The 24,908-nt window shown below is 55.3% G+C and carries 18 protein-coding genes; 11 read left to right on the top strand and 7 right to left on the bottom strand.

The genetic code is table 11. The features are described from left to right. The first annotated feature begins 2 nt into the window (after nt 1-2). From AAD018_RS09865 to AAD018_RS09840, 6 genes are read left to right on the top strand one after another with little or no spacing between them, the layout of a single operon-like run. Nucleotides 3-773, top strand: coding sequence for an RNA polymerase sigma factor (locus AAD018_RS09865; RefSeq protein ID WP_367316247.1), 771 nt, complete (start codon nt 3-5; stop codon nt 771-773). Further along, nucleotides 770-1,351 (top strand): hypothetical protein, encoded by a 582-nt coding sequence (locus tag AAD018_RS09860; protein ID WP_367316248.1) that lies wholly within the window; start codon nt 770-772, stop codon nt 1,349-1,351. The genes AAD018_RS09865 and AAD018_RS09860 overlap by 4 nt, the downstream gene beginning before the upstream one ends. Then, a complete protein-coding gene (locus tag AAD018_RS09855; RefSeq protein WP_367316249.1) occupies nt 1,314-4,826 on the top strand; it encodes a UvrD-helicase domain-containing protein in 3,513 nt (1,170 codons plus the stop codon). Before AAD018_RS09860 ends, AAD018_RS09855 begins: the two co-directional genes overlap by 38 nt. A 13-nt stretch (nt 4,827-4,839) precedes the next feature. Further along, a complete protein-coding gene (locus AAD018_RS09850; protein ID WP_367316250.1) occupies nt 4,840-5,595 on the top strand; it encodes a multiubiquitin domain-containing protein in 756 nt (251 codons plus the stop codon). Further along, entirely contained in the window at nt 5,570-6,745 is a 1,176-nt protein-coding gene (locus AAD018_RS09845; protein WP_367316251.1) for a ThiF family adenylyltransferase, read from the top strand. Before AAD018_RS09850 ends, AAD018_RS09845 begins: the two co-directional genes overlap by 26 nt. After that, complete coding sequence (locus tag AAD018_RS09840; RefSeq protein ID WP_367316252.1) at nt 6,742-7,185, top strand: DUF6527 family protein; 444 nt, start codon at nt 6,742-6,744, stop codon at nt 7,183-7,185. The genes AAD018_RS09845 and AAD018_RS09840 overlap by 4 nt, the downstream gene beginning before the upstream one ends. A gap of 115 nt (nt 7,186-7,300) precedes the next feature. Here the strand turns inward: AAD018_RS09840 and AAD018_RS09835 are convergent, their stop codons facing one another. From AAD018_RS09835 to AAD018_RS09805, 7 genes are all read right to left on the bottom strand, one after another. Beyond that, nucleotides 7,301-9,469, bottom strand: coding sequence for a DEAD/DEAH box helicase (locus AAD018_RS09835; RefSeq protein WP_367316253.1), 2,169 nt, complete (start codon nt 9,467-9,469; stop codon nt 7,301-7,303). Nucleotides 9,470-9,474: 5 nt separating this feature from the next. Further along, on the bottom strand, nt 9,475-10,782 hold the full coding sequence (locus AAD018_RS09830; RefSeq protein WP_367316254.1) for an ATP-binding protein: 1,308 nt from the start codon (nt 10,780-10,782) through the stop codon (nt 9,475-9,477). Next, nucleotides 10,760-13,297 carry a TerB N-terminal domain-containing protein gene (locus AAD018_RS09825; protein WP_367316255.1) on the bottom strand — a complete coding sequence of 846 codons (2,538 nt, stop codon included), beginning with the start codon at nt 13,295-13,297 and terminating at the stop codon, nt 10,760-10,762. Before AAD018_RS09825 ends, AAD018_RS09830 begins: the two co-directional genes overlap by 23 nt. Nucleotides 13,298-13,413: 116 nt before the next feature. Further along, nucleotides 13,414-14,700 carry a Fic family protein gene (locus AAD018_RS09820; RefSeq protein WP_367316256.1) on the bottom strand — a complete coding sequence of 429 codons (1,287 nt, stop codon included), beginning with the start codon at nt 14,698-14,700 and terminating at the stop codon, nt 13,414-13,416. Between the two features lie 349 nt (nt 14,701-15,049). After that, nucleotides 15,050-15,640 (bottom strand): SMC-Scp complex subunit ScpB, encoded by a 591-nt coding sequence (scpB, locus tag AAD018_RS09815; protein WP_367316257.1) that lies wholly within the window; start codon nt 15,638-15,640, stop codon nt 15,050-15,052. Between the two features lie 3 nt (nt 15,641-15,643). Beyond that, nucleotides 15,644-16,552: a DUF1403 family protein gene (locus AAD018_RS09810; protein WP_367316258.1), complete on the bottom strand. Its 909-nt coding sequence runs from the start codon at nt 16,550-16,552 to the stop codon at nt 15,644-15,646. 969 nt (nt 16,553-17,521) lie between these two features. Next, a complete protein-coding gene (locus AAD018_RS09805) occupies nt 17,522-17,872 on the bottom strand; it encodes a hypothetical protein (RefSeq protein WP_412005240.1) in 351 nt (116 codons plus the stop codon). Between the two features lie 2,259 nt (nt 17,873-20,131). Between AAD018_RS09805 and AAD018_RS09800 the strand changes: the two genes are divergently transcribed. The 5 genes from AAD018_RS09800 (at nt 20,132) to AAD018_RS09780 (ending at nt 24,726) form a co-directional block, all read left to right on the top strand. Further along, nucleotides 20,132-20,383: a hypothetical protein gene (locus tag AAD018_RS09800; protein ID WP_367316260.1), complete on the top strand. Its 252-nt coding sequence runs from the start codon at nt 20,132-20,134 to the stop codon at nt 20,381-20,383. 465 nt (nt 20,384-20,848) lie between these two features. Continuing rightward, nucleotides 20,849-21,913 (top strand): type VI secretion system Vgr family protein, encoded by a 1,065-nt coding sequence (locus AAD018_RS09795; protein WP_367316261.1) that lies wholly within the window; start codon nt 20,849-20,851, stop codon nt 21,911-21,913. After that, the gene (locus AAD018_RS09790; protein ID WP_412005262.1) at nt 21,817-22,932 is read left to right on the top strand and encodes a type VI secretion system Vgr family protein; all 1,116 of its coding nucleotides are present in this window, start codon (nt 21,817-21,819) and stop codon (nt 22,930-22,932) included. The genes AAD018_RS09795 and AAD018_RS09790 overlap by 97 nt, the downstream gene beginning before the upstream one ends. 14 nt (nt 22,933-22,946) lie before the next feature. Beyond that, a complete protein-coding gene (locus AAD018_RS09785; protein WP_367316262.1) occupies nt 22,947-23,831 on the top strand; it encodes a hypothetical protein in 885 nt (294 codons plus the stop codon). A gap of 595 nt (nt 23,832-24,426) precedes the next feature. After that, complete coding sequence (locus tag AAD018_RS09780) at nt 24,427-24,726, top strand: PAAR domain-containing protein (RefSeq protein WP_367316263.1); 300 nt, start codon at nt 24,427-24,429, stop codon at nt 24,724-24,726. Nucleotides 24,727-24,908: the final 182 nt, after the last annotated feature.

Raw genomic sequence — 24,908 nt, 5'->3', positions numbered from 1 at the left:
GATTGACAGGAGAACTCTACACGCGCGATCCGAAAATTGAAGCGCGATTGAGTGAGCTAACTGCAGTGTCGCGGAACGAGCTGATCGAGCTGATCGAGCGTGTCTCAGTGTCGAAGAGAAATGATCCGCATTATGTGCCAAGCGAATGCTTGGTGTATTTCATTCGGAACAGCCGAGAAGACAACACTGAAGCGTGGTTTGAGCGGCTTTTCAAGATTCTTGCTGAGAGGGTGCTGAGAGCGCTTCCACGTGAAGGTGTCAGCGGGGGTAAGACCGCTTCGCTTACAAAGCTAGCCATTCGCGACAGAGTTTTTGGCCGATTTGTGGAGCTATTGTCTCTGGATCGTACATCCGAGTCAGACAAGCTGGATTACTTTGAGGTACGCTTTGATGGAGCTTTGGCTAGCTTACGGCGAGACGCACAAGAGCAGGCTTGGCGGGAGGAAAACCGATCTGCAGCGCTCGAATATGACACGGAAACAGGCGAGCTTTCCGAGGAAGTCGAACGTGCCGCAGGAAGTTTTGATCTGACCGGAGCGCAAGAAATCGACGATCCGGATTACCGGTCTCGGTGGGAAGCGGCGATTGACACTTTACCAAAAGAACAAATGAGGATCATCCAGATGCTAAGAGAAGGAATTCCGATAGACTCAAAAGACCCTGACACATTCACAATCGCAAAGGCTCTAGGAAAGTCGGAAAAGACCATCAGGACACATCGCAACAAGGCTTTCGCAGCGTTGCGCGAAGCTCTGAGTGGAGATAACCAGTGAGCGTCGGCAAAAACCGACCATCTATGGAAGATGTGCTTGATGCATTGGCCGTCGAACCTCAACATGATCGGTCGACGTTTGAGCGATATCTGCAAGACTATCCGGAATATGCCAATGAGTTGATCGACCTGGCGAGAGAGCTCTCACGAAGTTCTGAGAGCGATCTTGGACCGCTCACGGCGTCCGAAAGTCGACTCATCGATGATGCTTGGCGAGGGTTTGCCCCATTGGAAACGAAAGCCGCGACAGATCCGCTGGCGGTCTTATCTGTCGATCAATCGCGGCATCTAGCAAAAACGCTTGATGTTCCAAGGCAGGTCGTCACAGCATTCAAAGAACGACGCGTTGATGTCGAGACAGTTCCCGGCCCTTTCCTTTCGAAATTTGCAGACACCATTCAGCTGACGGTTGCGGTCCTCACCCAAAGTCTGTCAGTTTCATCTGACTCAGGACTCGCTCGCAGCTATAAATCGGATGGGAAGCCGCAGATAGCGAACAGAGTTTCTTTTGAGCAACTCCTAATCGATGCTGGTGTGCCAGATGCTCGGCGCGCAGAGATTATGGATCCGGGCGACTGACGTGGACGGCGTAGAACTCGCAAGACAAGTTGCAGCTCAACTGCACCAGAGCGCTGTTTCAAATGGGCACGATCCAGCGCGACTCTATGAGTTCGCGATCGCCGAAGCCAATAGCCGCGGATTTGATGTTGAAGAAACCTCGGCTAGCTCTCCGCTGCTCGAAGGTAGCCGGGCAACAGTCATACATGCGGATCGATTGGTCTTGCATGAGAATACGGGGACCACGTTCGACAAGGCTTTTCTGGTCGCTCACGAGATTGGGCATTTGGAACTTGGCGACGGGGTGGAAGGTGAACCGACAAGCGAAGTTGACCCTGCGCGCCCTGCGGAGCCATCTCCAATTGGAATGGAACGTGTCGTTGACTACGGACGCAGGCAACGTCGCGAAGTTCAAATGGACCTCTTCGCCCGCGAATTCCTTCTCCCACGCGCTATTGTCAAAAACTTGCATGTTGAATTGGAATTGAGTGCGTCAGAAATTGCTCAACGGTTCGATGCACCATTCGACGTCGTCGCCCAACAACTGTTCGACGCTTTGCTCCTACCCGAAGTTGTTCCCGAGGTTGAGGTTGAATCAGTGGAGCGGACTCCTAACGCTCTTCAGGCGACAGCTGCGGCACACCGGGGGAATGCCTATCTTTTGGAAGCGGGGCCTGGAACGGGAAAGACACAAACGCTCGTGGCGCGCGTTGATGCACTCTTAGAAGAAGGCGTCGATCCGCGTCGCATCTTGTTGCTGACGTTTTCAAATAAGGCGGCAGGCGAAATGGCGGATCGAATTGCGCGCAAGCACAGTTCGGCGGCGACAGCGATGTGGATCGGAACGTTTCATGCTTTTGGCCTAGACATTATCCGACGGTTCCATGGCGAACTTGGTCTTCCGACAGACCCGCGAATGATGGATAGGATTGAGGCGGTCGAATTACTTGAGGAAGAATTTCCGCGGCTTGACCTCGCTCATTATCGGGACCTTTATGATCCTACACAGATCATTTCCGATATTCTTCAGGCGATTTCCAGGGCCAAGGACGAAGTGGTAGATCCGCTGCGCTACGCCAGCTTGGCAGAGGCAATGGCCACATCCGCGGAAACTGAGAACCAAAAAATTGCTGCGGCGAAGGCTCTGGAAGTGGCCCGCACTTATGAGGCATATGAACGGCTAAAAACTGACGCTCACTGCGTCGATTTTGGCGACCTTGTTTCCATGCCTGTTCGACTGGTGGAGAGCCGTCCTGACATTTGTGAGCATCTTCGATCCCAGTACGACCACATCTTGGTCGATGAGTATCAGGATGTGAATCGGAGTAGTGTCCGTCTTCTCGCAGCATTGAGTCCCGATGGCCGCAACTTGTGGGCCGTTGGCGATGCAAAGCAGTCGATTTATCGATTCAGAGGCGCATCATCATTTAACATGGCGCGTTTTGGGGCCAGAGATTTTCCAGACGGCGAACGGGGTCGCTTGAAGAAGAACTACAGATCGGTGGAAGAGATCGTAGATACCTTCTCCCATTTTGCGACCGACATGATTGTAGGAGATACTGATAGCGGTCTTGAGGCGGTGCGCGGATCGGGTGGTTTTCGTCCGGCGGTGCGTAAGGTCGCACAAGCTCCGGACCAGATCGTCGCCATCGCTGAGGCTATCCAAGAGCGCCATCGTGAAGGTTGCGTTTTTCGTGAGCAGGCGGTGCTGTGTACTGGCAATGAAAAGCTCTCGGAAATCGGACAGAACCTCGAGCGTCTCGGTGTGCCGGTTTTGTTTTTGGGAAGCTTGTTCGAACGCCCAGAAATCAAAGATCTTATGTCATTGCTCACTATTCTGAGCGACAAGAGGGCAATGGGGTTGGTCCGGGTCGCTTGTATTGATGATTTTAAAATGCCAATCGATGATGTGGGCAAAATCTACCAGCACCTGCGGTCTTCGGACAGCAGCCCTAAGAACTGGCTAGAAAATACCAATTTGATAACCTCTCTGTCGAAACGCGGCCAATCGAGTTTGGCCAATCTCAAAGCTGCATTCGATGGTTTCGATGATACATCGGAACCATGGTCGGTGATTGCGCACCTATTGTTGGACCGCACTAGGCTTGCTGCGCGTTTGAGTAATTCTGAGGTAATCTGTCACCGTACACAGGGAATTGCCATTTGGCAGTTTCTGAACTTTCTGAGAAGTCAGCCAACAGGACAAGGCCGACCCATCAAGCGGCTGCTGGATCGAGTACGTAGATTGGTTCGTCTGGGCGATGATCGTGACCTAAGACAATTGCCGTTGGCTGCCCAAGGTATCGATGCGGTCCGGTTGATGACTATTCATGGGGCCAAAGGCCTCGAATTTGAGACAGTTCATTTGCCGGGCTTGAATGCAGATACGATCCCAAGGAAGCCTCCGCCTCCACCCTGTCCGCCACCGGATGGTATGGTGGAAGGGACGACAGAAAGTGCTTTGGAGGCGTTTCGATCCGGCCAAGCCGAAGAGCAAGAGTGCCTCTTTTACGTTGCTATGTCTCGGGCACGCGACAGGCTTCTAATTTATGCGCCGACACAGAAGTCAAACGGCAGCAAGCGAAATCTATCCAGCTTCCTTGATCGGCTTGGAAGCAGAATTGATCATGAGGCCGTGCAACCCGAAGGCAAGTTGCCTGCCGCCCCAGAGATGGCCGATGTCTTGCTTCAGGTCAGTGGGCGTGTCCGTTTCAGCGGTGCACAGCTTTCGCTTTACGAACGCTGTCCGCGACGGTTTTTTTATACGCATGTTTTGCAGGTGGGTGGGCGCCGCACTGCTACACCGTTCATGCAAATGCACGAAGCCGTGCGGGTTGTTGTGAAAGAGGTGATCGCAGGCACCGCCATAGTGTCATCTGATGCTGACCTTCGAGGACTGGTCGCGAAGGCTTTTTCGATCCACAACCTTTCAGAGAATGGGTATGTTCGAGAGTACACGGATTATGCGGTTGCGATGATTTCGTTTTTCCTCTCGACGCGCGGTGATCACACCCCCGAGACGACGACAGCCGTGAAGGTTCAACTGGGAAATGAGGAGCTCGTAATTGAGCCTGACGATATCCTTTTGAGAGCAGACGGAAGTCGCGCAGTAAGGAAGGTTCAGACTGGTCATTTTCGAAAGTCGGAAACAGATGATGTCGGAACTGCGGCGTTCTTGCTGGCAGCCCGGCAGGCATTTCCAGGAGCTCACATTGAGTTTCTTCATTTATCTGACGAAACAACCCGGCCGATGGACATGACTGAAAAAAAGTTGGGAACCCGTCGCGACAAACTGACTAATCATCTTCAAGATATTCGTTCCGGGCGCTTTCCTGCCAAGCCATCGGCGCGGGTTTGCCCTGGATGCCCTGCTTTTTTCGTGTGCGGCCCCACACCTGACGGCACATTAGGAAAAAAATTCGACTATATTTACCGGTCGCGGAAAGTCACTTCGATTGAACCCTTAGAAGCCGGGCATGGGTCCGGCAAAAGCTAAGGACCAAAACAAGATGACTCTTGACGACATTCCTGATCATGACGATCTTTCTGATGCACTGCGCGAAGATCGCCCGCTGCGCAAGGCGCGGGCCTATCGTATCCGCTTCGCGGTCGACGGCCTGAAATTCCGGAAATTGGAAGTTCCGGATCCCATTCCCCTTGGCCGGCAGATTCTCGCCGCAGCGGGGTGCAATCCGAATGACAATTTCAGTCTGTTTGCCATACTCGCCTCCGGTGATTTCGAGGATATCCGGCTTGATGAACCTTTCGACCTTCGGGCGCGGGGTGCTGAGCGGTTTGTCGCGTTCCAGACGGATCGCGATTACAAACTGACCCTTGATAATCGACAGATCGAGTGGGGCAAGCCCGCCATCGCCGGAGCTGCGCTCTACAAGCTTGCCGAGGTTGACGATGACGAGGCTGTTTTCCTCCAAAAACGGGGTGGGACAGATCAGCTCGTGGAACCAGATGATTTGATGGATTTGAACGAGCCTGGGATCGAACGGTTCATCACTGCGCCGCGCCCTGATGCGACTTGCATCATTGTCATAAACTCGCGCCCCCGTGAGGTCGAAGACCGTCACGTGACTTTTGAAGAAGTTGTGAAACTTGCTTTTCCCGGCGCGCACGACCCGAATGTCATTTTTTCGATGACGTTCCGGCACGCCGCTTCGAAGCCACACGCGGGTGAACTTGCTGCGGGTGGTTTTGTTAAAATCAAAAAGAAGGGGACTGTATTCAATGTCACACGCACTGTTCAGTCTTAATGACGATCTCAAGCGCCTGCGAAATGAAGGTTACCTCGTGCAAGTTGTGGGCGGTTTTCTTGTGATGCGCAATGTCCCGTATGTCGACAAGAGCCGTGAGGTTCGCAGCGGCACACTGATCTCCAGTCTGACATTGGCTGGGGATCAGACCCGCCGGCCAGACACACATGTCATTCACTTTGATGGTGAGTTTCCTTGTACGGCAGATGGTCGCCCGATCGAACCAATCCGGCATCAGAGCCGTTACACTGACCTCGGGAACGGTCTGGCTGCGAAGCACTCATTCTCAAGCAAACCAGAGGGCGGGTATGTCGACTATTTTCACAAGATGACCACATATGCGGCAATTCTCTCCGGTCCTGCAGAGGTTGTGGATGGTCACGCCACCCCAAGAACGATGAAAGAACCGGAAGCGGAAGAAGAAAGCATTTTCAACTACACTGAAACTGCTTCTGATCGGGTTGGTATCGGCGCGCTGTCCGATCTTCTGAAGTCTGATGTCGTTGCGATTGTTGGTTTAGGAGGAACGGGCGGTTACGTTTTGGACTTGGTTGCGAAAACCCCGGTCTCTGAGATCAGGTTGTTCGATTCAGATGAGTTTCTTCAGCACAACGCATTTCGTGCGCCTGGAGCCGCATCCATTGAGGAGTTACGGGAGGTATCCAAAAAAGTTGACTACTTTGAAGCAACCTATTCCAAGATGCACTGTGGCATCATCGCCTGCGACGAAGCCATGAGCGCAACCAATTTGGACAAGCTCGACGGCGTAACATTTGCTTTTCTGTCGATGGATGCTGGCGAAGAAAAGCGACTAGTTGTCGAAAAACTGGAAGCTATAGGCGCATCGTTCATCGATGTCGGCATGGGTCTTGAACTCGATGAAGGCTCACTTGGTGGCATTCTCCGCGTAACGACGAGCACGCCTGACATGCGGGACCACGTTCACAATGGCCGCGTGTCTTTTTCTGGGGGCGGGGAAAAGGACCTCTATTCTTCGAATATTCAGGTTGCTGACTTAAACGCGCTGAACGCGGTGCTTGCTGTCGTGAAGTGGAAGAAACTTCGCGGCTTTTACCGGGACTTGGAGCAGGAGCACCACTGCACATACACCACGGATGGCAACATGCTGCTGAATGGTGACACAAAATGATGCGGCATGAGCTACTAGAACACGCCTTTGTTGAACATATTCCAGAAAAGGTCAAACCAGGTATTCTCTACGTTTCGATGGAGTATGGAACGGCAGCGCACAGCTGTTGTTGCGGATGCGGAGAAGAGATTGTTACGCCGTTCACACCGACTGATTGGAAGATGATCTTTGACGGTGAAACGGTATCGCTAAACCCGTCCATTGGGAATTGGACATTAGACTGCCGGTCACACTACGTGATCAAGCGAGGGCGCGTCATTGAAGCTGGACCGTGGACGGATGAGCAAGTGGCAGCTGAACGATTGCGCGATCGAAAGGTCAAGTCCCGTCACTACGCCCAACAGCCGGAGGTCAGAAAGGCGCCCGGCCATGCACTCGACTTAGAGCATGAAACTGAAGCAAAAAGCATCTGGCAACGGATTTGGCACTTCATACGATAAGGCAAGTGCTTGCGCATTATATGCGCGACCACAATACAAGAAGGGAAAGTCCGCTTTCGCTTCGCGCCAAAAATCTCTCGGCGGCGCAGCGAAAGTCGGCTTCCCGCCGCCTTTATCAGTTAGCAATCCGATCAAGCATGCTACACAGATGATCGGGTGCTAGCTTTGAAGAAACGGCATCTAACTGTAGAAGTGACACCGAAAGGTAGGGGTGAAACTTTTCCGTCGCTAGGTTTCCGGCATCGCCGAACAGGTCAAGAGGTTCGCCAGATGCCATTTCCGCCAGCACCGCTCGAAGATCGGGTATTTCGTCACCGGCCTCCGCCATCAGAAACCCGTCATGCTGCTCAACCGAGAACCCTACGCTTCTAAGTGCAAGCGCAAGAGTTGACGTCTTCACTGTCCCAACCCGCGTTGCGATTATCGATGTATGCTCGCCGAGAACGTGGATATTCTTGGTCCGAAACCCGAGTTGGTCGTAGTATCCCCGCGCTTCTTCCAGCATCTTCAGAGACACCGCGTCCATGTAAGCCGGAAGAGCGCTCCCTTCGAGTATCGCGAACATTCGGTCAATTACTTTATCATGAATGTCACCCGGATCACCGCCAAAGACAGGTGGCACACCAGCTTTCGCTGGTTTGACTACAATCACCTTTTCGCGGTCATGGATTTCTTGAACAACCCAACGCCGCCCGGAGAAGATAAGTAACATCCCCGGGGCAAGGACATTGTCGATCGGCAGAGTGCCGAGATCCCGCCCGTCTGCAACCAAACGAAATTCCTCAGGAGTTTGAAAAACTGCGTAGAAGCTGTAGTGCTCGACCAGCTTTTCGCCTGTCGGGCCCAAGAGTAACAGCCCGCTACCGGACTGTTCGATCAAGCCGGTTTCTGGATGACCGATCGAACGCAACACATCGGCGAAGACATCGGTTGTGACTTTCCTAAAGGGGCCTTCGCGGCAGAGCATATTGTAGACCACGCTTGCAGATGCACCGCCGCGCTGCGCTATGACTGACAGTATCTGATGGACGAGCGTCGAGAGATGAAGCGCCTGGGGTTTTGGCGGTTCGCACCAGCCTTCCAGCAGCAGGTCTATCATCGCGATAGACCTGATCAGGCCGAGGCGAAGACGATCAACGAAACTGCTCTCCGGCGTCAACTCGGCTTCGACAGCGTACTGCCTGAGAGTGGCCGGTTGTCCTTCGCGCCGGCCTGATCGCCCGAGCCGTTGCCGCAACGCGGCGACGCTGAATGGTCCGCCGATTTGAGCCACACAGGTCACGTCGCCGATGTCGATTCCAAGTTCGAGCGTCGACGTACATACGGCTGTTGTCGGTTTCGCAGGATCCTTGAGCCGCCGCTCCACGAAGTCACGGTGATCGCGGGAGAGGCTCGCATGATGGGGGTAAAATTCCTGCGGAAGGTGTTCTTGCTCGCAAAACTCCCGCAATCGATCCGCATAAATCTCGACCCGTTGTCGTGCTCCCGCGAAGACTAGGTTGTCGCTGCCTCGAAGATGCTTGAACAGATGGGCTGCAATTGCGTCCGTTGCGGACGGGCTGTATTCATCTTCACCGCCTGAGAGGTAGCCGCGAAGCTGGAGCCTCAATTCAGCCTCGCCGCCATCTGCTTCGATCAGCTGGACAGAGCTTGCTGCGTCAGGGCGAAGATAGGCCTTGGCGAGGTCCATGTCGCCAAGTGTGGCTGACAGACCTACTCGACGGATTGGGCGCTTTATCGCGAGCTCAAGCCGTGTGAGCAGTGAACGAAGCTGGACACCACGTTCGCTATCTAAGACCGTGTGCAATTCGTCGATCACGACTGCCCGCGTGGCCCCAAACAGGCGAGCGATTTCCAAACCACGACGAATGAAAAGTGCCTCAAGGGACTCTGGGGTTATCAGCAGGATCCCTTTTGGAGATTTCAACGCGCGCGTCTTGATCGATTGCGAGACATCCCCGTGCCAGGGAACAACCGGAAGCTCTGCTTCTTGGCAGATGTCCTCCAGCCGCATGGCCTGGTCCGTGATCAGAGCTTTCAGCGGACCGATGTAGAGCAGGTCGAAGCCGGTGCCGCCCGACGGCTCTTCAAGCACCTGTGAAATCAACGGCAGAAACGCCGCCTCCGTCTTTCCGCCCGCCGTGGAAGCCGCAACGATCAAATCGGCATTGGTTTCGCAGATCGTCCGGATGGATCGCGCCTGGATGTCGCGAAGTTCGCGCCATCCTTTCTGGCGTATCCATTTCTGCACAGGCCTCGCCAGTTTGTCGAAAGCACCGCTCATCGGCGTCAGAGCTTGAAGCTGATCAGGTCATCGTCACCGGGGTCTTGGGCGCCAGTCGACTCGTCTACCGCGGTCATGTCTTCGCCGAGGTCTTCGGAGACTTCGATCTGTTCGATCAGATCACTCCACTCGACACCGGGGTTTTGCTCAAGCACGGAAAGCAGGTTCACGAAGGCCGTCACCGTATTGCGCGGGGTGCGGAAGTAAGCTTCACCGATCCGGTCCGAGCAATGCGCCATGAAGGCCTCGAGCGCGTCGTCCGGTAAAGCTCCGGCATCTTCCTGCATGATCCGCCGGACATTGGCCAAAAGGACGAAGAGGTCCTCAGGGGTCAGGCTGGCCAGCCGGACAACGGGTCCTGAAAGGTCGACCAATCCGTCTCGCGCGAAGGTATTCTCGGCCAAACGCGACTGAAGGGCTTCATAGCTATAGAGCCCACGACGGGTGTTCATCAGAAACTCCGGAGTCCCGCCCATGAGAAATCCGAGGCTCTCGGCACTGCCCTGCAGCACATCATTCAGGATCCGGAGGATCTGTTCGTAGTTTGCATTGCGGGCTTGCGACGAGGTGAGCTTGTAGAGATTCACCATCTCGTCGAGGCCCACGAGCAAACCTTTGTAACCGGCCTCGCATACGAATGCCGAAATCAGCTTTAGATGATCGTAGACACTGGCATCGTCGATGATCGTTCGCACTCCAAGCGCCTTGCGCGCGTCGGTGCGTGTGGCGAACTCGCCGCGCAGCCATCTCAGGGCCGCAGATTTCAACTCGTCGTCGCCGGTCTCATGGCCTTCCCAATATCGACGGATGACTTCAGCGAACTCAAACCCCCCGGTAAGCTCTTCAAAGTGGCCAAGGCGTTCACGAATGACAGACCCTGTTGGCAAATCCCGTTCTTCGGCATCTCGGTGAGCCTGGCTGACAAACCTCTCCACCACGCTGGCCAATGCCCCGCCATCTGGCTTTGTCCGCGTCGACAGATTTCGGGCCATCTCTGCATAAAGCCCTCGGGCTTGCCCGCCGGTCGCGTGAATGCGGCGATCCGGCGCCAGATCCGCGAACATGACGACCAGGCCTTTCTCCAAGGCGACGAGGCGGATCAGGTTCATGAAGAATGTCTTGCCCGATCCGTATTCCCCGATGATGAACCGGATTGCCGATCCGCCATCGGATATCCGGTCCATGTCCTTGACGAGCTCTTCAATCTCCCGGACTCGGCCGACCTGGATATGGCGCAAACCGAGCTTGGGCACGACCCCGGCTCGAAGGGCCTGTACGATTGCATCGCGTTCACGTGGTTTCAACTTCGACATCCCTGCCCTCCGCGCTCATCTTTTCTTTTACCGCCTCCGCAATCTCCGGAGACACGTCATATCCATCATACTCGTCAAGAAGCGCTTCATCGTAGATCTCAAAAGCCCATTCGTTCACGACTTCTAAAGCCCCAGACGCCATCAAGCCGTGCGAGGCGCAGATCGTCTGGAACTCGGTTTCAGACCAATGCTCCCGAGTTACCAGTTCAAGGACCAGCGCTCCGTGTTTCGGGTCAAGCCCCGCCAGCCAGCTTTGGTAGGCAGGCCCGGAGACACCGTTTTCTTCCTCTTCGACATCGAAAATCTGGCCCAGGACAGACGACACTCGCTCAGTGTCTGAACGGATTTCTGCGATCCGCGACGCGTCGAGTTTGGGTCCGTTTGCTTTTTCAAGATCGGGTATCGCTTCGCCCGGACGACCCGGTTGCGAGGCACGAACAGTGCGAGGACCATCCGCAACTTCACCAGCATGCAGGTCCGAGTAAGCCAGCGCAGGATCGAGGCCCAAAGCCTTGTAGATTTTCTCGATGCTTGCGACTTCGTCGGAGTGAATAATTCCATCAGCATGTGCTGCACTAACCAGTGCTGCGCGCATAGCGGCCTGGCTGTCTTGGCCCACATCCTTCAATTTGCGCCGCAGAAGCGTCATGTCCGGCGGCACGGACAGGAACCATTCAAGGTTTGCGCGCAGCCTGCGGCGTTCCTGATCGCTGAGGGCCGCGGCAGAAACCTGACCTTCCAGCGCCCTGCGTTCAGGCTCCGCGATGCGACCATCCGCATGGGCGACGAACGATCCAAGTGCCAATTCCATCAAGGCGCTTCGATAGCTGTCGGAAACTTCCTCCAGTCTTTCGATGGGTTCACCCAGGCTAAACAACACAACGGGCTCTTCCGCCTTGGGTGATCGGAGTGCAAACCGAGGGTCAGGCGCGAGACCGAAACCGAGGCGCGCGAGCGCGTCGGCCGCTCCTGTCATCTGCCGTTTCCCGATCTTCTCGTGCGTTTCTCCCTCCAGACGTCCGATCACCTCCTTAAGCGGCACCAATCCCCCTCGATCGACGATATCGGCAGCCCAGGATTTCAAGCGGTCCATTTCCTCGGATGGGAAGGCCTCCCAAAGTTCAGTGGGCATCAAGGCATGCGCTTCAACGCTTCCGCGGCCATCAGGATTTCGGCCCAGGAAGCGACTGAGCTTGTCGAGATCGTTCATCACCTCATCAGCCAGCTCCTGGGCAATCTCGATCGGTTTGCGCAGGCCGGAAATATCCGGGACAGGCTTGCCATCCACGGTTGGGTTGGCGGAACCCTGAAACTCGCTGGAAGCGGCCCGATAGGACGCCGTGAGCTTCTTCCTAGGCTTGGCAACTTTTAGTCCGTCCGGAAATCGTTCATCAAATCGCATGCGGAAGAGGGCGATGAACTCGTCGCGGCACCGCGTCGCGGGAGTTCTAAGATTGCCTTCGGGATGGCAGATGAACCAACTCAGCAACCAGTCCGCAGTCAGGTGCTCGCCTTTGTCGATCCGAGCGCCGATTGCGTATTTGAGTGAGAACGGAAGTTCCCAGCCCTGCTTCTCGAAAATCGGCTCGATAGCGTCGAGGTCGGTTTCAACAAGCATCGCAATGTCGAGGAACTCACCCAAATAGCGTCTGACGGAATGGTTATCAGGGTAAAGTGACTGCAGCCGCCGAACTTCTTGGACGATATCCTTTGCATCTTCATTGGACTGATCGACGAAGAAGCGACGCTCCAGCCCGTAGAAGTACAGGAACATGTAGCCAGGGTTATAGGAGGCGTCGCTTCGCCCACTTGCCAACCACTCCAAGTAGGTTGCCCGACATTGGGGTGAGATATCCGAGTATCCGGGCCAATACGGCATACCATCGCCAGCCTTGTCCCTGCCCGAGCGCGCGACTGACAAGGATGGATCGATATAGGCTCGGCATTTGTCATGATACCCGTAGGAGTTCAGCGGGGGAGGCGTGCCAACATAGACCATCCCGCCGATGTTGCGGCCGGCTACGCTGGCAGCTTCGGTAGACGGAACCCATCCGTTCTTCTTTGTCCGGGACACCCTGCTCGATGCAACTCGCCCAGACTTCTTTCTTTCAGCGGCTGCCGCAAGAGCGGGCGCAGCAGACTTTCCAGCGCGAACGATCTCAGCGTAGTCCTGCTTCGGTGGGGAATAGGCTTTAGTCGCAGCCGATGTGTTGGAAACATTGGCTTCGCGAGTTCGTGCCCGCTCACGCTCGACACGTTTGTCGTAGGCACTTGGTCGCGTTTTCGGCTCAGATCGGGATGTTCGATGTTCGGAACTTCCCTTGGCTTGCGCAGCGACTTTCCGCGATCTCCGTTTTTCCTGCCACCACACGAGAATGACAGGCACACCGAACGCAAACAGCATTTGGCCGCCGTCTGGCCAATCCTGAAGCATTGTGGTCACCACGACCATGCACAAAAAGAAATACAGGACGAGAAAGAATGTAATTCGGAAAAACTTGAATATTGAAGACATTAACAGAACCCTCTCCGCACTACACTATTTTGGATGCCCATCATTGCAACGACTATCGCAATGATTGAATGCGCTATTGATGCGTTGAAGTTCCTCGGCCCGGCTTGATCGACGATCTAGCGGAGTTTCACTCCTTCCAGATCATCTGGTTTCAGCCGATAGCGGATTACGTTTCCTTCATGGAGCCCTGCGATCTGCTCACGGACATAAGTGACAACGTCCGCTCGATCAGCATCGGGCACGCCAGCAGCCAAGGCCATCTCATCAACCGCATCGTTTCGGAACTCCTTGAACTCGAGAACGCAACGCCGGACGGCTGCGCGAACAAACTCCCGATAGGCCAAAGCCGCTTTTTCCGGGCTCTCCACCTCAGCGCGGAGAATTCGGTACTTTTCGGCGGAGGCCAGATACGCGTCTATGTAGACATCGCGCAGCAACGAGACGTTGTTCAGTTCGTAGACCCCGATGAGCCCGTCGATGTAGTCGCTGTCATCCATCGTCGTGAACGACATCGGCGCAAGATCCGACTTCAGAAGAGAGATGTTCGACGCCACGCGCGAAGTCCGCTTGTTGACGTCGGCAAAAGCCTGGAGATACGGGATGTGCACTAGAAGGAAGAAGGACTGCTCGAACGGATCGGTGATCTGCGCAGCCTTGTGCAGCAGGATATCGAATTCCTCTGCGATCGTGACCGCATCATCGAGCGGTCGATAGCTCGAGTGCGAGATCCCGACCGGCATCGCACGCAAGCGGCCCGACATCGCCGGGTCCGCCAAAAGACCGTCTGAGAGCAGCGCATGGATCGCGAACAAATCCGGACGCCGAAGCCCGATCTCATCGAGATTGTCGACGACATACTGAATGGCTTCCTTATGGTTGAGGATCATCAGGGCTTCTTTTCGATCCTTTCCCGCAGCTTCTTCGCCAAACCTGATCAATCGCTCAGTCTGCAGAATGTCGTAGGTGTTCCCCTCCATTCTGGACGACGCCCAACTGAGATCGACTAGAAGCTGTTCAAGGATCCGACGCGCGTATGTTCCGGCTGGAATTGCGCCTCCCTGAGGGCGACCGGCCTCCAACAGCCTTTTGCGGTCTAATGCAGACAGGTACCAGGTCTTTTCCGGGACGTACGCGTCGAGAAACTCCGGTCGATAGGACACCGGTGCTCGCCTGTTGTACGGCGTCGACAAATGCGCCCGGACGACCGCACCCCCGGCGATCCTGTATCCCGTCGCCCTGCCCTTGCCAGATATCTCGAGGCGACCTTCCTCCACCATGCGCTTCAAGAGACGCCATATAGTGGTTTCGCTCACATCCCTTGCAACGGCCTTCCGGATGGCATCGCGTCCAGCACCCGGGTTCTCGCCGACAAATTCGAGAACGTCTTGATCCGACAAGGCCATGAAACGATATTCCGCAAGTTTGAAACGATTAGAATATTGATACACCTACATTTTTCCTCGGCGCAAGTTTTCGTTTCACGGATTTTGAAACGATTCTTGGGTCACAAAGCAAAAGCCGCCTTCGTGAAATGGCCGAAACGATTATCACATTGAAATTGCGACTATTTCTATCACGCCACATGAATCGTTGCACGGCGAATGAAACGATAAGCAGAACGGCCGAATTTGCGTCATGCATGGGCAAGGGAAACCGGCAAGACTCGAAAGCATATTAGGAGAACAGTGCTCGCACAGAGCCTTTGCACCCAACAACACCGGCAACAGACTAACCGAAAGCGACTTGTGGTCCTTAACCTGCAACCCCCGCATCCACCAGCTGCTCACGATCCGGCAGGTCCTGGAGAGACTCCAGATCGAACGCCGCGAGGAACTTTTCGGTCGTCACATAGGTGTACGGCGCCCCGCGCCGGGGCGACCGGGGACCCGTCCCGATCAGGTCGCGGGCATGCAGACGCCCGATCAGGTCGCGGCTAATCTCCTTGCCAAAGATGTCCTTGAGCCTATCCCGCGTGATCGGCTGGTGATACGCAATGACGGCCAGGACCGCGACGTCGTATTCGCGGAGATCAAGATCCTGGTCGCCTACATCCGCCGCCGCGCGGATCGCTGCCGCGTAAGCTGGCCGCGTCCGCAGCATCCAACCGCCGGCGACTTTCGCCACTTCAAACGACCGCCCCTCGAGATCAGCAATCAGATCATCAATCAACAGATCGACCGAGAACCCTTGCCCCACCACGCGGACCAGGTCCTCGCGCGGCACAGGAGACGCAGAGGCAAAGAGAACCGCCTCAATCCGGCGCATCCACTCGCGCCAGCGCAGGTCAGGAGGCAGGTCCTCCAGCTCTCGGTCCAGCACCTGATCTGCGTGATCCTTCGCCATTTCTCAGACCCCGTAGAGCCGGAAGGTGTCGCGCCCGGTCAGCTCGCGCACCGCACCGAGCTCCACCAGTCGGTCACAGAACCGCCGCGCCGCACGACTGGAGCGCAACGACGTTAGCGCTGGCGGCGCCACAGCGTCCCGGTTCAGAAACAGAGTAACCGCCTCCTCCGCGCCCTTTGCCCGGAGCTTGGGCGCGACGGCGTGAAGCCGCACCGCGCGCCGTGCCAGGCCGGCCGCCTCTCGCGTTGCCTCGGCCGCAGCCGACAAAATTGCCCGATGACAGGCCAGGCTCAGGTCCGCACCAGTCTTACGCAGGTCGGCGCGCTTCAGACCGAGCGCCAGGAGCGGGAGGATAAGCGGCCGCCCGAGGGCCTGCGCCAAGGCTGCGTCCGCTAGGATCAACGCCGCGGCGGGATCCCGCGGACGATCCGCGAGAATCGCCTGCAGCACGGCCGCGGCATGGGGGGCCGGCACCCCCTGCCCCGTGCCGCGCGGGTTGTACCCGTCGAGCCACGATGCGATCTGGTCGGCGTCGATCTCGGGCAGCGCCCGCTGCAGGGACTCGATCGAGATCGGCCGTTTCACCGCCCGACGCCAAGAGAAATAGATGCCCCCCGCAGGACCCGGACTGTCGCCAGGCTGCAGAAAAGCCACGGCATCCCGCAGCTCCGAAGCGCGTTCCGGGCGTCCTTGGCGCGTCACACACGCCTCCGCGGCACGCAATGCCAGCCGTGCCCGCAGCAAGGTCTGGGGGACGTCCTCTCGGTTCAACACAAGATGCAGATGACTGAGGGCTGCCCCCGACAAAAACGCCACATCTTCAGGGGCTTCTGCCCGCACCGAGGTGACCCAGGACGGCATCCGGGGTAGGGTCTCAACATCGTCGAGAACGGGTTGGCGGGCATAGGTCATGCCACAAGACTATCGCGTCACGGCGCTTTCGTCCACAATATGATGTGCAAACCGCCCCACGTTACGGTTCTTATTTATGTCCAATAAGTTTGCCTTATCGAACGTCGAGCGAGCTGCTTCGTAAGCTGAGCCATGCACTAAATCTGATTTCTCGATTGAAGGCGATCATGCTTGCTGCAGGTTCCAAACTAGTGGGACACTTTTCCCAGAAAACCATGACGTCTTATGAGACATCGGACTGTCCCACTATCGTCTAATCCTCTGTTTCATCGCCTTTTCCGCAGCCCCCTACGGGCTGCCACTTCCAAAAAAATCGCACTACAGATCAACGGCCTACAAGGCCACTTTTCAGAATGTCCGTGACACTTTTCAGGTTCTTCTTCCGGTCTGTGCCCCTAATCGCCCGGCGACGGCTAGCAGTCGCCATAACGTTCGACTTCCGCAGGCGCTAGATGACCGCACCATGCCGTCAGTGAATGGTCTGTACCCCATTTTCACCAGCACAGAGAGCCGCGCCTCTCGTAGCCCATGCGCTGATTTCTCGCCCCCGGCCTTTCTCGCGAGCATTAAGACATAGTTCGAAATACCGACGACCGCGTGCGCCCTGCCTAATCAGGTCTCCAGAAGCAGTGGCGGTCGACTTTCAACCGAATCGACTGCCTCAATCGCTAATTCGAGACCCTACTCATGGTTCGCCCACTGGGTAAGTAAGGGTGCGCGCATCAGGACGAAGGCCTCGCTGGACGTCTTGCTCTGCAGATACCTCAGGATCCCGTCCCGGTCGATCCTGCCGCGGATGAGCAAGTGGGCGTCCACCGCTCGTGCGCCCATCCGGTGTAGCAACTCCAGCGCCGCTCGCTGCGGACTGCCAATCAGCCAAGCTTCCGCACGTGTTCCAGATCTTCTGAGGCCCAAGGCGGATATCAGTCATTCCTTCTGACGCGTGCGCGCCGTAAGGCGCGTAACGGATCAGTGTCCATCAGGCTCCTTTTTTGGATGTCGCCTACGCGAGAAGCGATCGCCAAGCCTTTCGGGGCATTCTACCGCATGACCTTCGAAGCGCGCGATGTCGATCGCGATATGGCGCTTACGAAGGTTTGTGATCTTAACCCGTCCATACCGCTTCGCCATCTTGCCGAAATGTTTGGAGAGAGTGTTGCGATGTCCATCGCTATAGTCGCGAAATACGGCAGAATGCTCAGAAAGACGGCAGGCTGAACCTAGTATGTCCATATCGTGCCGTGTCGGCTTCGGGCCAGCATTCTCTTCAGTGAGCCAAGCCGCGGCGAAGTCAGGGTGATCCGCCGGCAGGTCCGGCATCCGCCTACCGGTCTGACGATGGTCGGAACGGACAACGCCACCCGATCTTGTGCGGGTGGTATTCTTCAACTTCCAAACGCGGTGTCCGCGACCCTCTGGTATCGCCATTCTCAATCCTACCCGCCCATAATCGACAGTGAATCAGCTTAGGCTTCAAGCTCAACGACGTCATAGAGTGCATTCCGGCCGCTGCGCTTTATCGGAAGATCGAGCGTGTAAAGCTTGGAGGCAATGATAACCAAACAATACGCCGCGTACCGGTACTTTCGTTAGTCGCGGTGGAAAAGCATATATGCGTCGAGGTCTCAATAAGCAGCCCACCGCCCCCAAAAACCAACTGACCAGTTTAGATCTTCGTTTCAATATCGTCGATGATCAACGATCCTCTTGGGTGATCTCCGACGGCGCCAGCGCGGCGTAGTTCGCAGGTTGCATAGGCCTGCTTATTGCTCGCGCGTGTTATCTTCGTCGCCTGAGCGGCTGCCAAACAGGCATCAAGGCCAGCATGACGCTGATCTCGCGCTCGCTACAGCCCCGTCGGCGGTCAATCCAGCGCACACAACCAGTGTCCAAATGAACTCCATTTCTCTTTCTTGACTTCCTTATTATGTGTTGAAACAAAGTGCCGAGACCCCCATCGCTCGTAAAACGATGGAGGTCCGTTCACTATATCCAAACCTGCGACTGGCGAGGAACCGCGCGGCCATAGCGGTTTGGGCACGCGCGTCAGCGTTTCAATGTGACTGGCTCACTCGCTGATCGCGTTGGTTCAGTAGGGCAAACCAAGCAAGCATCCAAAGCGCGTAGTTGCAGGTTGCGAATTCAGGCAACGTGACAACGACGAACGTGTCGCTACCCCGAAGTTGTAAGCGGGTGGTGATCGAAACTTCTTGCCCAAGACTAGGGGGGAAGGCAATACCGGTGAAGGTAGCAACAGAATTGACAGGGTATCGTCATCGTATTAATCAGACGCAATTGCGACAATAACTTAGACAGACTAACAATATTTCCAAGATACCTAAATTTTATGGAAAAAAGCTTTATTTTCGACTTCTACCGATGTAAACGTAATTTTTGAAATCTCTTAATTTCTAAGGTGCAGAGATGCGATAGTGATCGTCTTGGTTTTAGACGATGCATTTAGCGTCCAAGGTGGCCAGAGGCCGGCAAAACAACTTTAGATTTTTGGAAGAGAAAACGTAGTCATCATGAGCCGCCTATGCGAGCTTAATGGCGAGTAGAATTAGCCGCTGATAACTTGCATCCGCTATCCTTTCGTTCAAAGTCACGCATTTTTGTCGGCCAACCTTAGTGATAGGTCTTCCCGGCATTCGAGTAGTAGAAAATCCAGTATGACGCCATACAGCTTCACTAAGTGGGCAAAAACCATCTATTATCAGCCTTTTCCACACTCGAGGCGAGATTGATTGGTTCTCTCGATCTCAAACGCGTCAGTTATTTGGGATTTTCACACCCAACTACCTTTCTGAAGAGCATGAGGCATAGCCAATCCGCTCAGGTCGCATCTCGTTTAAGCCTGATTCGGACAGTAGGTTTCGCTGCGGTGTACTCGTATTAAATACATGCGTTATGAAAAAATTGGCCTCGATCATCGTATTGGCCTTCCCGAATAATCACCATATCGTTCGTCGTGCCTTTCGGTACTCTCGGTCAGACCTCTGATCCGAGAACCATTTGGATGGCAAAGGCTTACGCGCCCTTCGGAGTGGCTAGGGCGCTTGGGGCGCTTGAGGCGCTTGAGGCGCAAATTGGCGGGGTTTATGTGCGCGCGCGAGATCCGAGCTGTGGGGCTTTGCTTGCAGGAGATCTCTCAGGTGTAGGGGGAATTTATGCGCCCCACGAGCCCCGCCGTCCTAACTATGCGTTTCTGTTCAGAGATTTGTCTGTTTGGCGCCTTTGCTGGGGTTCGGCCCCGTCCTTGCGCGTTCTGCCCGAGCCGCCCCACAAGCTGACTCGCTTAATCAACATCTTCTCTCTCCTTATGTTGAAGGAACAACATCTTGGAATCAAAGGTGAAGCAATAGGCCAAAGCGCCAAACTGACTAAAGAAGAGCAGCCAACCATCGGTGCTTTCCTGGCAAAAACCGAGGTCACCCAGATCCCGCCGATTGAAGTGGACGAGGCACCGGCTCATCACGCGCCATGTGCGACGATCATCAACTTGTCGCCTCGACCAACGGCCCACCGCTTCGACCGCATCCGCTCCCGTCCGAGGGGGGGCATCCTCGAGGCCCTTCAGTGGCCTTTGCCCGTAAGAAGGTTCAGTTGGAGTTCGCGGACCGGCCGGCGCCCGAAGCCCGCGGCTATGGCATGGAATATGTGCTGCTCCAGCGCGCCGGTCTGGGTGGGGTGGGGATCGATACCGCGATCGGCCGGAGCTCGGCGCATAAGGATGCGGAGACAATCGCGGCTGTCTTGGCCGACCTTCCCGCCGGACACGGCGAATGGCGATCCGCATCGGCGAATGGGCACGAACTGAGCGGCCACTGAATTGGATGCTGGAAGCGCAATCGCGCTTGGAGCCGCGGTCCTGCAACTGTTGAGGCATGGCAAAAACTAAGGTTACTAGGTGGTCCGAGAACGTCGCCGCGCGAAATACCCTGCCAAGAGCGAAAGATGGGTTGGTTGAAATGTGGAGGTACGCTTGTGCCGGTACCGCTGGAGCCGGGATCAAGCACAGGTCAGCGCGGCTTGGAGTGCCAATATGCGCTGGTGGACCGCGCCTGATCGGTTTCGGATGGATCTTAAGGCAAGCGGAAAACTCCGCTGTATTGCTCTCATTGACGTTATGCCGCCGTCCTCTCCTTGGAGGGCGTAACTGAACTCCGCGCGCTCTTTGCTCGACCGTGCAGTCACGTGCTGATCTAACGAGGGCGTGCGCCTTTCTCTTGCCGCAGTCTTGCTCGATGCTGAGTTGATTAAATTACCATTCTTTTTCGGAGCCACGAGTTTCTCATGAATGCTCTCTTTTCTCAGGATGCCCGCCAAGGGCGTTTGACGACGGCGCTCGGGCAGGACGCCCTGGTTCTCTTACGGATGAACGGCGACGAGGAGCTTTCCGGTGACTTCACATGGCAAATCGAGGCGCTCGGGACTGCGTCGGGGCTCGATCTCGAGGCCCTGCTGGGAACCCATGCAACGGTTGAGATCGACATGGCGGGCGGGACACGGCATTTCGATGGGATCGTCTGCGAGGCCAGCCATGGCGGCGCGGCGGAGAACGGTTGGCGCTACGATCTGGTGTTGCGCCCCTGGCTGCATGTTGCGGGACTGCGGCGCAACCAACGGATCTTCCATGACCGCACGGTGATCCAGATCGTCGAGGAGGTTCTGGCGGACTATACCGATCTGGGCGATCCGCATCTGGAGATCTCGACGAGCCAAGACTATCCGGTCTTGGAGTACACAGTCCAATATGGCGAAAGCGACGCGGACTTCGTGCGCCGCCAGTTGGAACGGCATGGCATTTCGTGGGCATGGACGCATTCTGAAGGCAGCCATGCGATGGTTCTAGTCGACGATGTTTCCGCGCTGCCCGACATTCCTGGCGGTACGCGGCCCTATCGCCCTGTTGACGGGCATCACCTGTCGGAGGAAGAGCACTTCCGCACTTGGTCGGGTGCCAAGCGGATCACCACCGGCGCGGTGCGGCTGACAGAATATAACTTCAAAACTCCCAATGCCGCGCAGGAGGTCGATAGATCCGGGGACGCCTGTCACACGAGAGGCAACGTCGAGAGCTTTGATTGGCCTGGCGATTATTTGAGTAATGAGGAGGGAAAAGGCCTGGTGGCTCGCCGTTTGATGGCCGAGCGGGGACAGGCGCCCCGGCACCGGGCAGAAGGGAACGTCGCGGGACTAGGGGCAGGAGGCTGCGTCAAAATCTCGGGTGACGAGCTATCGGAGGTAACGGCCGACGTTTCATATGTCTTCAGGCCAGGCACAGCTTTCGATCACTGGCCTACGGCTCCGGCGACGCGAACGGGGACGAGCGGGCCTATGACGGAGCTTATGTGCTGATCCCCGATGACGCGCCGCTGATGCCCGAGCGGCGCACGCCAGCGCCAAGGATCGCCGGCCCAGAGACGGCGGTGGTCGTCGGCGAGGGCGAGATCGACTGCGACGAACATGGCCGCATTCTGGTGCGCTTCCACTGGGACCTGGGCGGCGCGCATTCGATGCGCGTGCGGGTCAGCCAGAACTGGGCGTCGAAGGGCTGGGGCGGGATGGTCATCCCGCGGATCGGGATGGAAGTTATCGTCGAGCACCTACGCGGCGATTCGGACAAGCCCATCGTCACCGGATGCGTCTATAATGGAAAAAACCAACCGCCATACGAGCTGCCGAAGCATAAGACGCGGAGTACGTTTAAGAGTGATACGCATCAGGGCACTGGTTTCAATGAACTCAGGTTCGAGGATAAGAATGAGCAAGAGGAGATCCGGCTTCACGCACAAAACGACCTCAATACTATTGTGAGAAGAGATAGCTCTGAAATTGTCCTACGAAATAAGTCGGGCTTGATAGAAGGGAACTGTTTGCAGGAGGTGTCCGGTGGGCTTTTGACAAATGCCGGGGTTGGTATTGTATTTTCGGCAGGTATCACTGGCCTTGACGAAACCGCATCCGCAGGAATGGGTGCACAGGTCAATAAGGTCAGTGCAAGTGCACGAACGTTACGACGTGGGAAATTTACCCAAATGCGAAATGGCAGCATGTCGTTTCAGGCCGACGGTGATATCCGCTCGGAGGCGCGAGGCAGTGTCACACAGACCGCGTTAGGCAGTACGACGCTATCTTCAGGCGAAAGCTATCGTTTGTCAGTCGGAAGTGGATTGACATTTGATGTACGTAGAAACGTGATGATTTCATCGCAAAGAACTGTGCACATTAACGCGGCCGACCGAATTATGTTCAAGGTTGGTTCATCTTCACTCACCCTCGATAGAGATGGAACAGTCACTTTGAGGGGGAGTGACGTGAGGATCGAAGGTAGCTCAACTATCCGAAGCAAAGCGCCACGTATTGATCTGAACTAGAGCCGGAGAAAGTCATGGGTGGACTATTAGAGCTTCTTTTCGGAGATGAACCGGACGAGCCACAGGAGCAGGGCTATGTCATCGACACAACCGCATATGAAGCCAGACAGGCTGAAAGACAAGCGGAGCTAGAGGCGGCAGGTTGGACTGATGGCCATCAAAGCCGTCTCGAAGATTATTGTGATTTATTCGAGGTTAGCGCTGAGAACACCATTGATTATCCATTTGTGTGTTTACAAGTTGTTGTAGCGATGTTCTTGGTTCCCAACCATGATCAAGAGTCAGTGCGCGATCAAGCAGGTATGGAAATACGCCAGATTATGGCGGAAGCATTTGGATTGACCCCGCGTTCTGCGATAAGTGGTCAACAGCCGCATCATGTTTTCTTTCGAGAAGTGAATCTTATCCTCCTAAATATGCGTATTTTACCGCAATGGTGGAATGACTTGAGAGCCTCCCCCGAGGAGTTGGTGAAGTTGCATAAGAACTTGCGGCAAGCTTTATATGTTTTGAGTCGCTTAGGTGCTTCTGGAGCTGCTGCCGCGCCATTGGCCGTTGGTGTTAGTAGTGCGGTATCTGCGAACGAAACCTTTGGTAACACTCAAGGTAGACTACGAGACAGAGCTATCGCTTCTGCGCGTTCCGCGGGCAGTACAGCAATCGATAATGTGACTGGGCGACGCGGTCCACTCTCAAAAATAGGTCGTAGGGGACTGGCGGGTAGCGCCCTCATAATTACAGGGCTAGCTCTCTATGATCATGGTCAAAGGCGACTCGAGATGATCGAAGACTTATTGGAAATCGCCTATCGAGAAGGACGCGCCACGGAAGAACAGTATATGTCGATGTTTGGAGATCTTGAGCCAGATCAGGTTAACCTTGAGAAGTACTGGGAGTAGCTATGAAAGTGATGGCAAGGCAAATTCTTTTTTGGGTTACTTTACTGGTCTGCTTAACACTTCTGGGTACTCTCTTTTTTGATTTTGTATTGATGATTACTGGCTCAAGGTTTGTCGCGTGGCTCTGTATGGCGGTTTCGGGTGGTGTCCTTATACACGGGCTGGTGCGGCTCTTTTTTCCAGATCGGTGAGATCTTGATACTTGGTACAGAAAATTATTTCCAACACTCGATGAAATCCTTAGGTTCTACTTTGCGCTCTTTGTCGAGTTCACCGAAGCGTTCTATATCTTAGACAGTAAGGTGGCCAGTCTTGATGGGGTTTCTTCGCTACTCGATTAGCTCAATCGTAGATGCAGGAGGGACTTTTCTGACAGGGGTTGGATTTTTGGTTGCGCTAGGAGAAATCATTGCTGACCTTTGGGTCATGGTTTCCTTCGGTCTACTCGCGATGCTAATCGGCTTTGTGATCCTCCGCGGTTAATGATATGGTCTACCTGACTTAGACTCTAGATATTATCTAGGTATCCTTTTCTGTCCGCTTGCTTGTGTTGAGGTGTATCTAATTTCCGTTAATTTGTAGTGAGGAGAGAAACTTGCCCAAAGCCACTCGTCTAGGTGACATCGGTTCTGGCCATGACTGTCACTTCCCTCCGACTGCCTCCATCGCGGCTTCTCCCGATGTGAATGTTGATGGTATCCCTGTCGTGCGTCAGGGCGATGACTACGCGCCTCATGCTTGCCCAAGCTGCCTCGCGCCACCTCACTCACGAACCCTATCTGGCGGATCGGGGACAGTATTTATCAACGGCAAACCGGCAGGGCGTGTCGGAGATGCGATTTCCTGCGGCGGCGCCGCGGATACCGGCTCGAGTACGGTTTCAATCGGGGATTAGGCACGCTCATTCCTATGGCGCCTATATACTTAGATAGCCGCCAGACGTCTGACGAGTGATATGCATCTCCCATCATCTTTCAGTTTTGCAGGTTAAGTACGCTATCCTGACATGCTTAAAGCAAAATATTGCAAATCTCGGGAAACGCTGGTCAACGTAACCCTTTGCCGAAGATTTATCCC

Source organism: Aestuariibius insulae (assembly GCF_040783535.2).
Classification (GTDB): domain Bacteria; phylum Pseudomonadota; class Alphaproteobacteria; order Rhodobacterales; family Rhodobacteraceae; genus Aestuariibius; species Aestuariibius insulae.
This window is presented reverse-complemented; position numbering and strand designations above follow the sequence as displayed.

Bases quoted from the DNA above. Each gene is read 5' to 3' on its own strand.
- AAD018_RS09820 (WP_367316256.1), bottom strand. From the start codon at position 14,700: ATGGCCTTGTCGGATCAAGACGTTCTCGAATTTGTCGGCGAGAACCCG.
- AAD018_RS09805 (WP_412005240.1), bottom strand. From the start codon at position 17,872: ATGCCGGACCTGCCGGCGGATCACCCTGACTTCGCCGCGGCTTGGCTC.
- AAD018_RS09845 (WP_367316251.1), top strand. From the start codon at position 5,570: ATGTCACACGCACTGTTCAGTCTTAATGACGATCTCAAGCGCCTGCGA.
- AAD018_RS09785 (WP_367316262.1), top strand. From the start codon at position 22,947: ATGGGTGGACTATTAGAGCTTCTTTTCGGAGATGAACCGGACGAGCCA.
- AAD018_RS09825 (WP_367316255.1), bottom strand. From the start codon at position 13,297: ATGTCTTCAATATTCAAGTTTTTCCGAATTACATTCTTTCTCGTCCTG.
- AAD018_RS09855 (WP_367316249.1), top strand. From the start codon at position 1,314: ATGCTCGGCGCGCAGAGATTATGGATCCGGGCGACTGACGTGGACGGC.
- AAD018_RS09850 (WP_367316250.1), top strand. From the start codon at position 4,840: ATGACTCTTGACGACATTCCTGATCATGACGATCTTTCTGATGCACTG.
- AAD018_RS09830 (WP_367316254.1), bottom strand. From the start codon at position 10,782: ATGTCGAAGTTGAAACCACGTGAACGCGATGCAATCGTACAGGCCCTT.
- AAD018_RS09835 (WP_367316253.1), bottom strand. From the start codon at position 9,469: ATGAGCGGTGCTTTCGACAAACTGGCGAGGCCTGTGCAGAAATGGATA.
- scpB (WP_367316257.1), bottom strand. From the start codon at position 15,640: ATGGCGAAGGATCACGCAGATCAGGTGCTGGACCGAGAGCTGGAGGAC.
- AAD018_RS09840 (WP_367316252.1), top strand. From the start codon at position 6,742: ATGATGCGGCATGAGCTACTAGAACACGCCTTTGTTGAACATATTCCA.
- AAD018_RS09795 (WP_367316261.1), top strand. From the start codon at position 20,849: ATGAATGCTCTCTTTTCTCAGGATGCCCGCCAAGGGCGTTTGACGACG.
- AAD018_RS09810 (WP_367316258.1), bottom strand. From the start codon at position 16,552: ATGACCTATGCCCGCCAACCCGTTCTCGACGATGTTGAGACCCTACCC.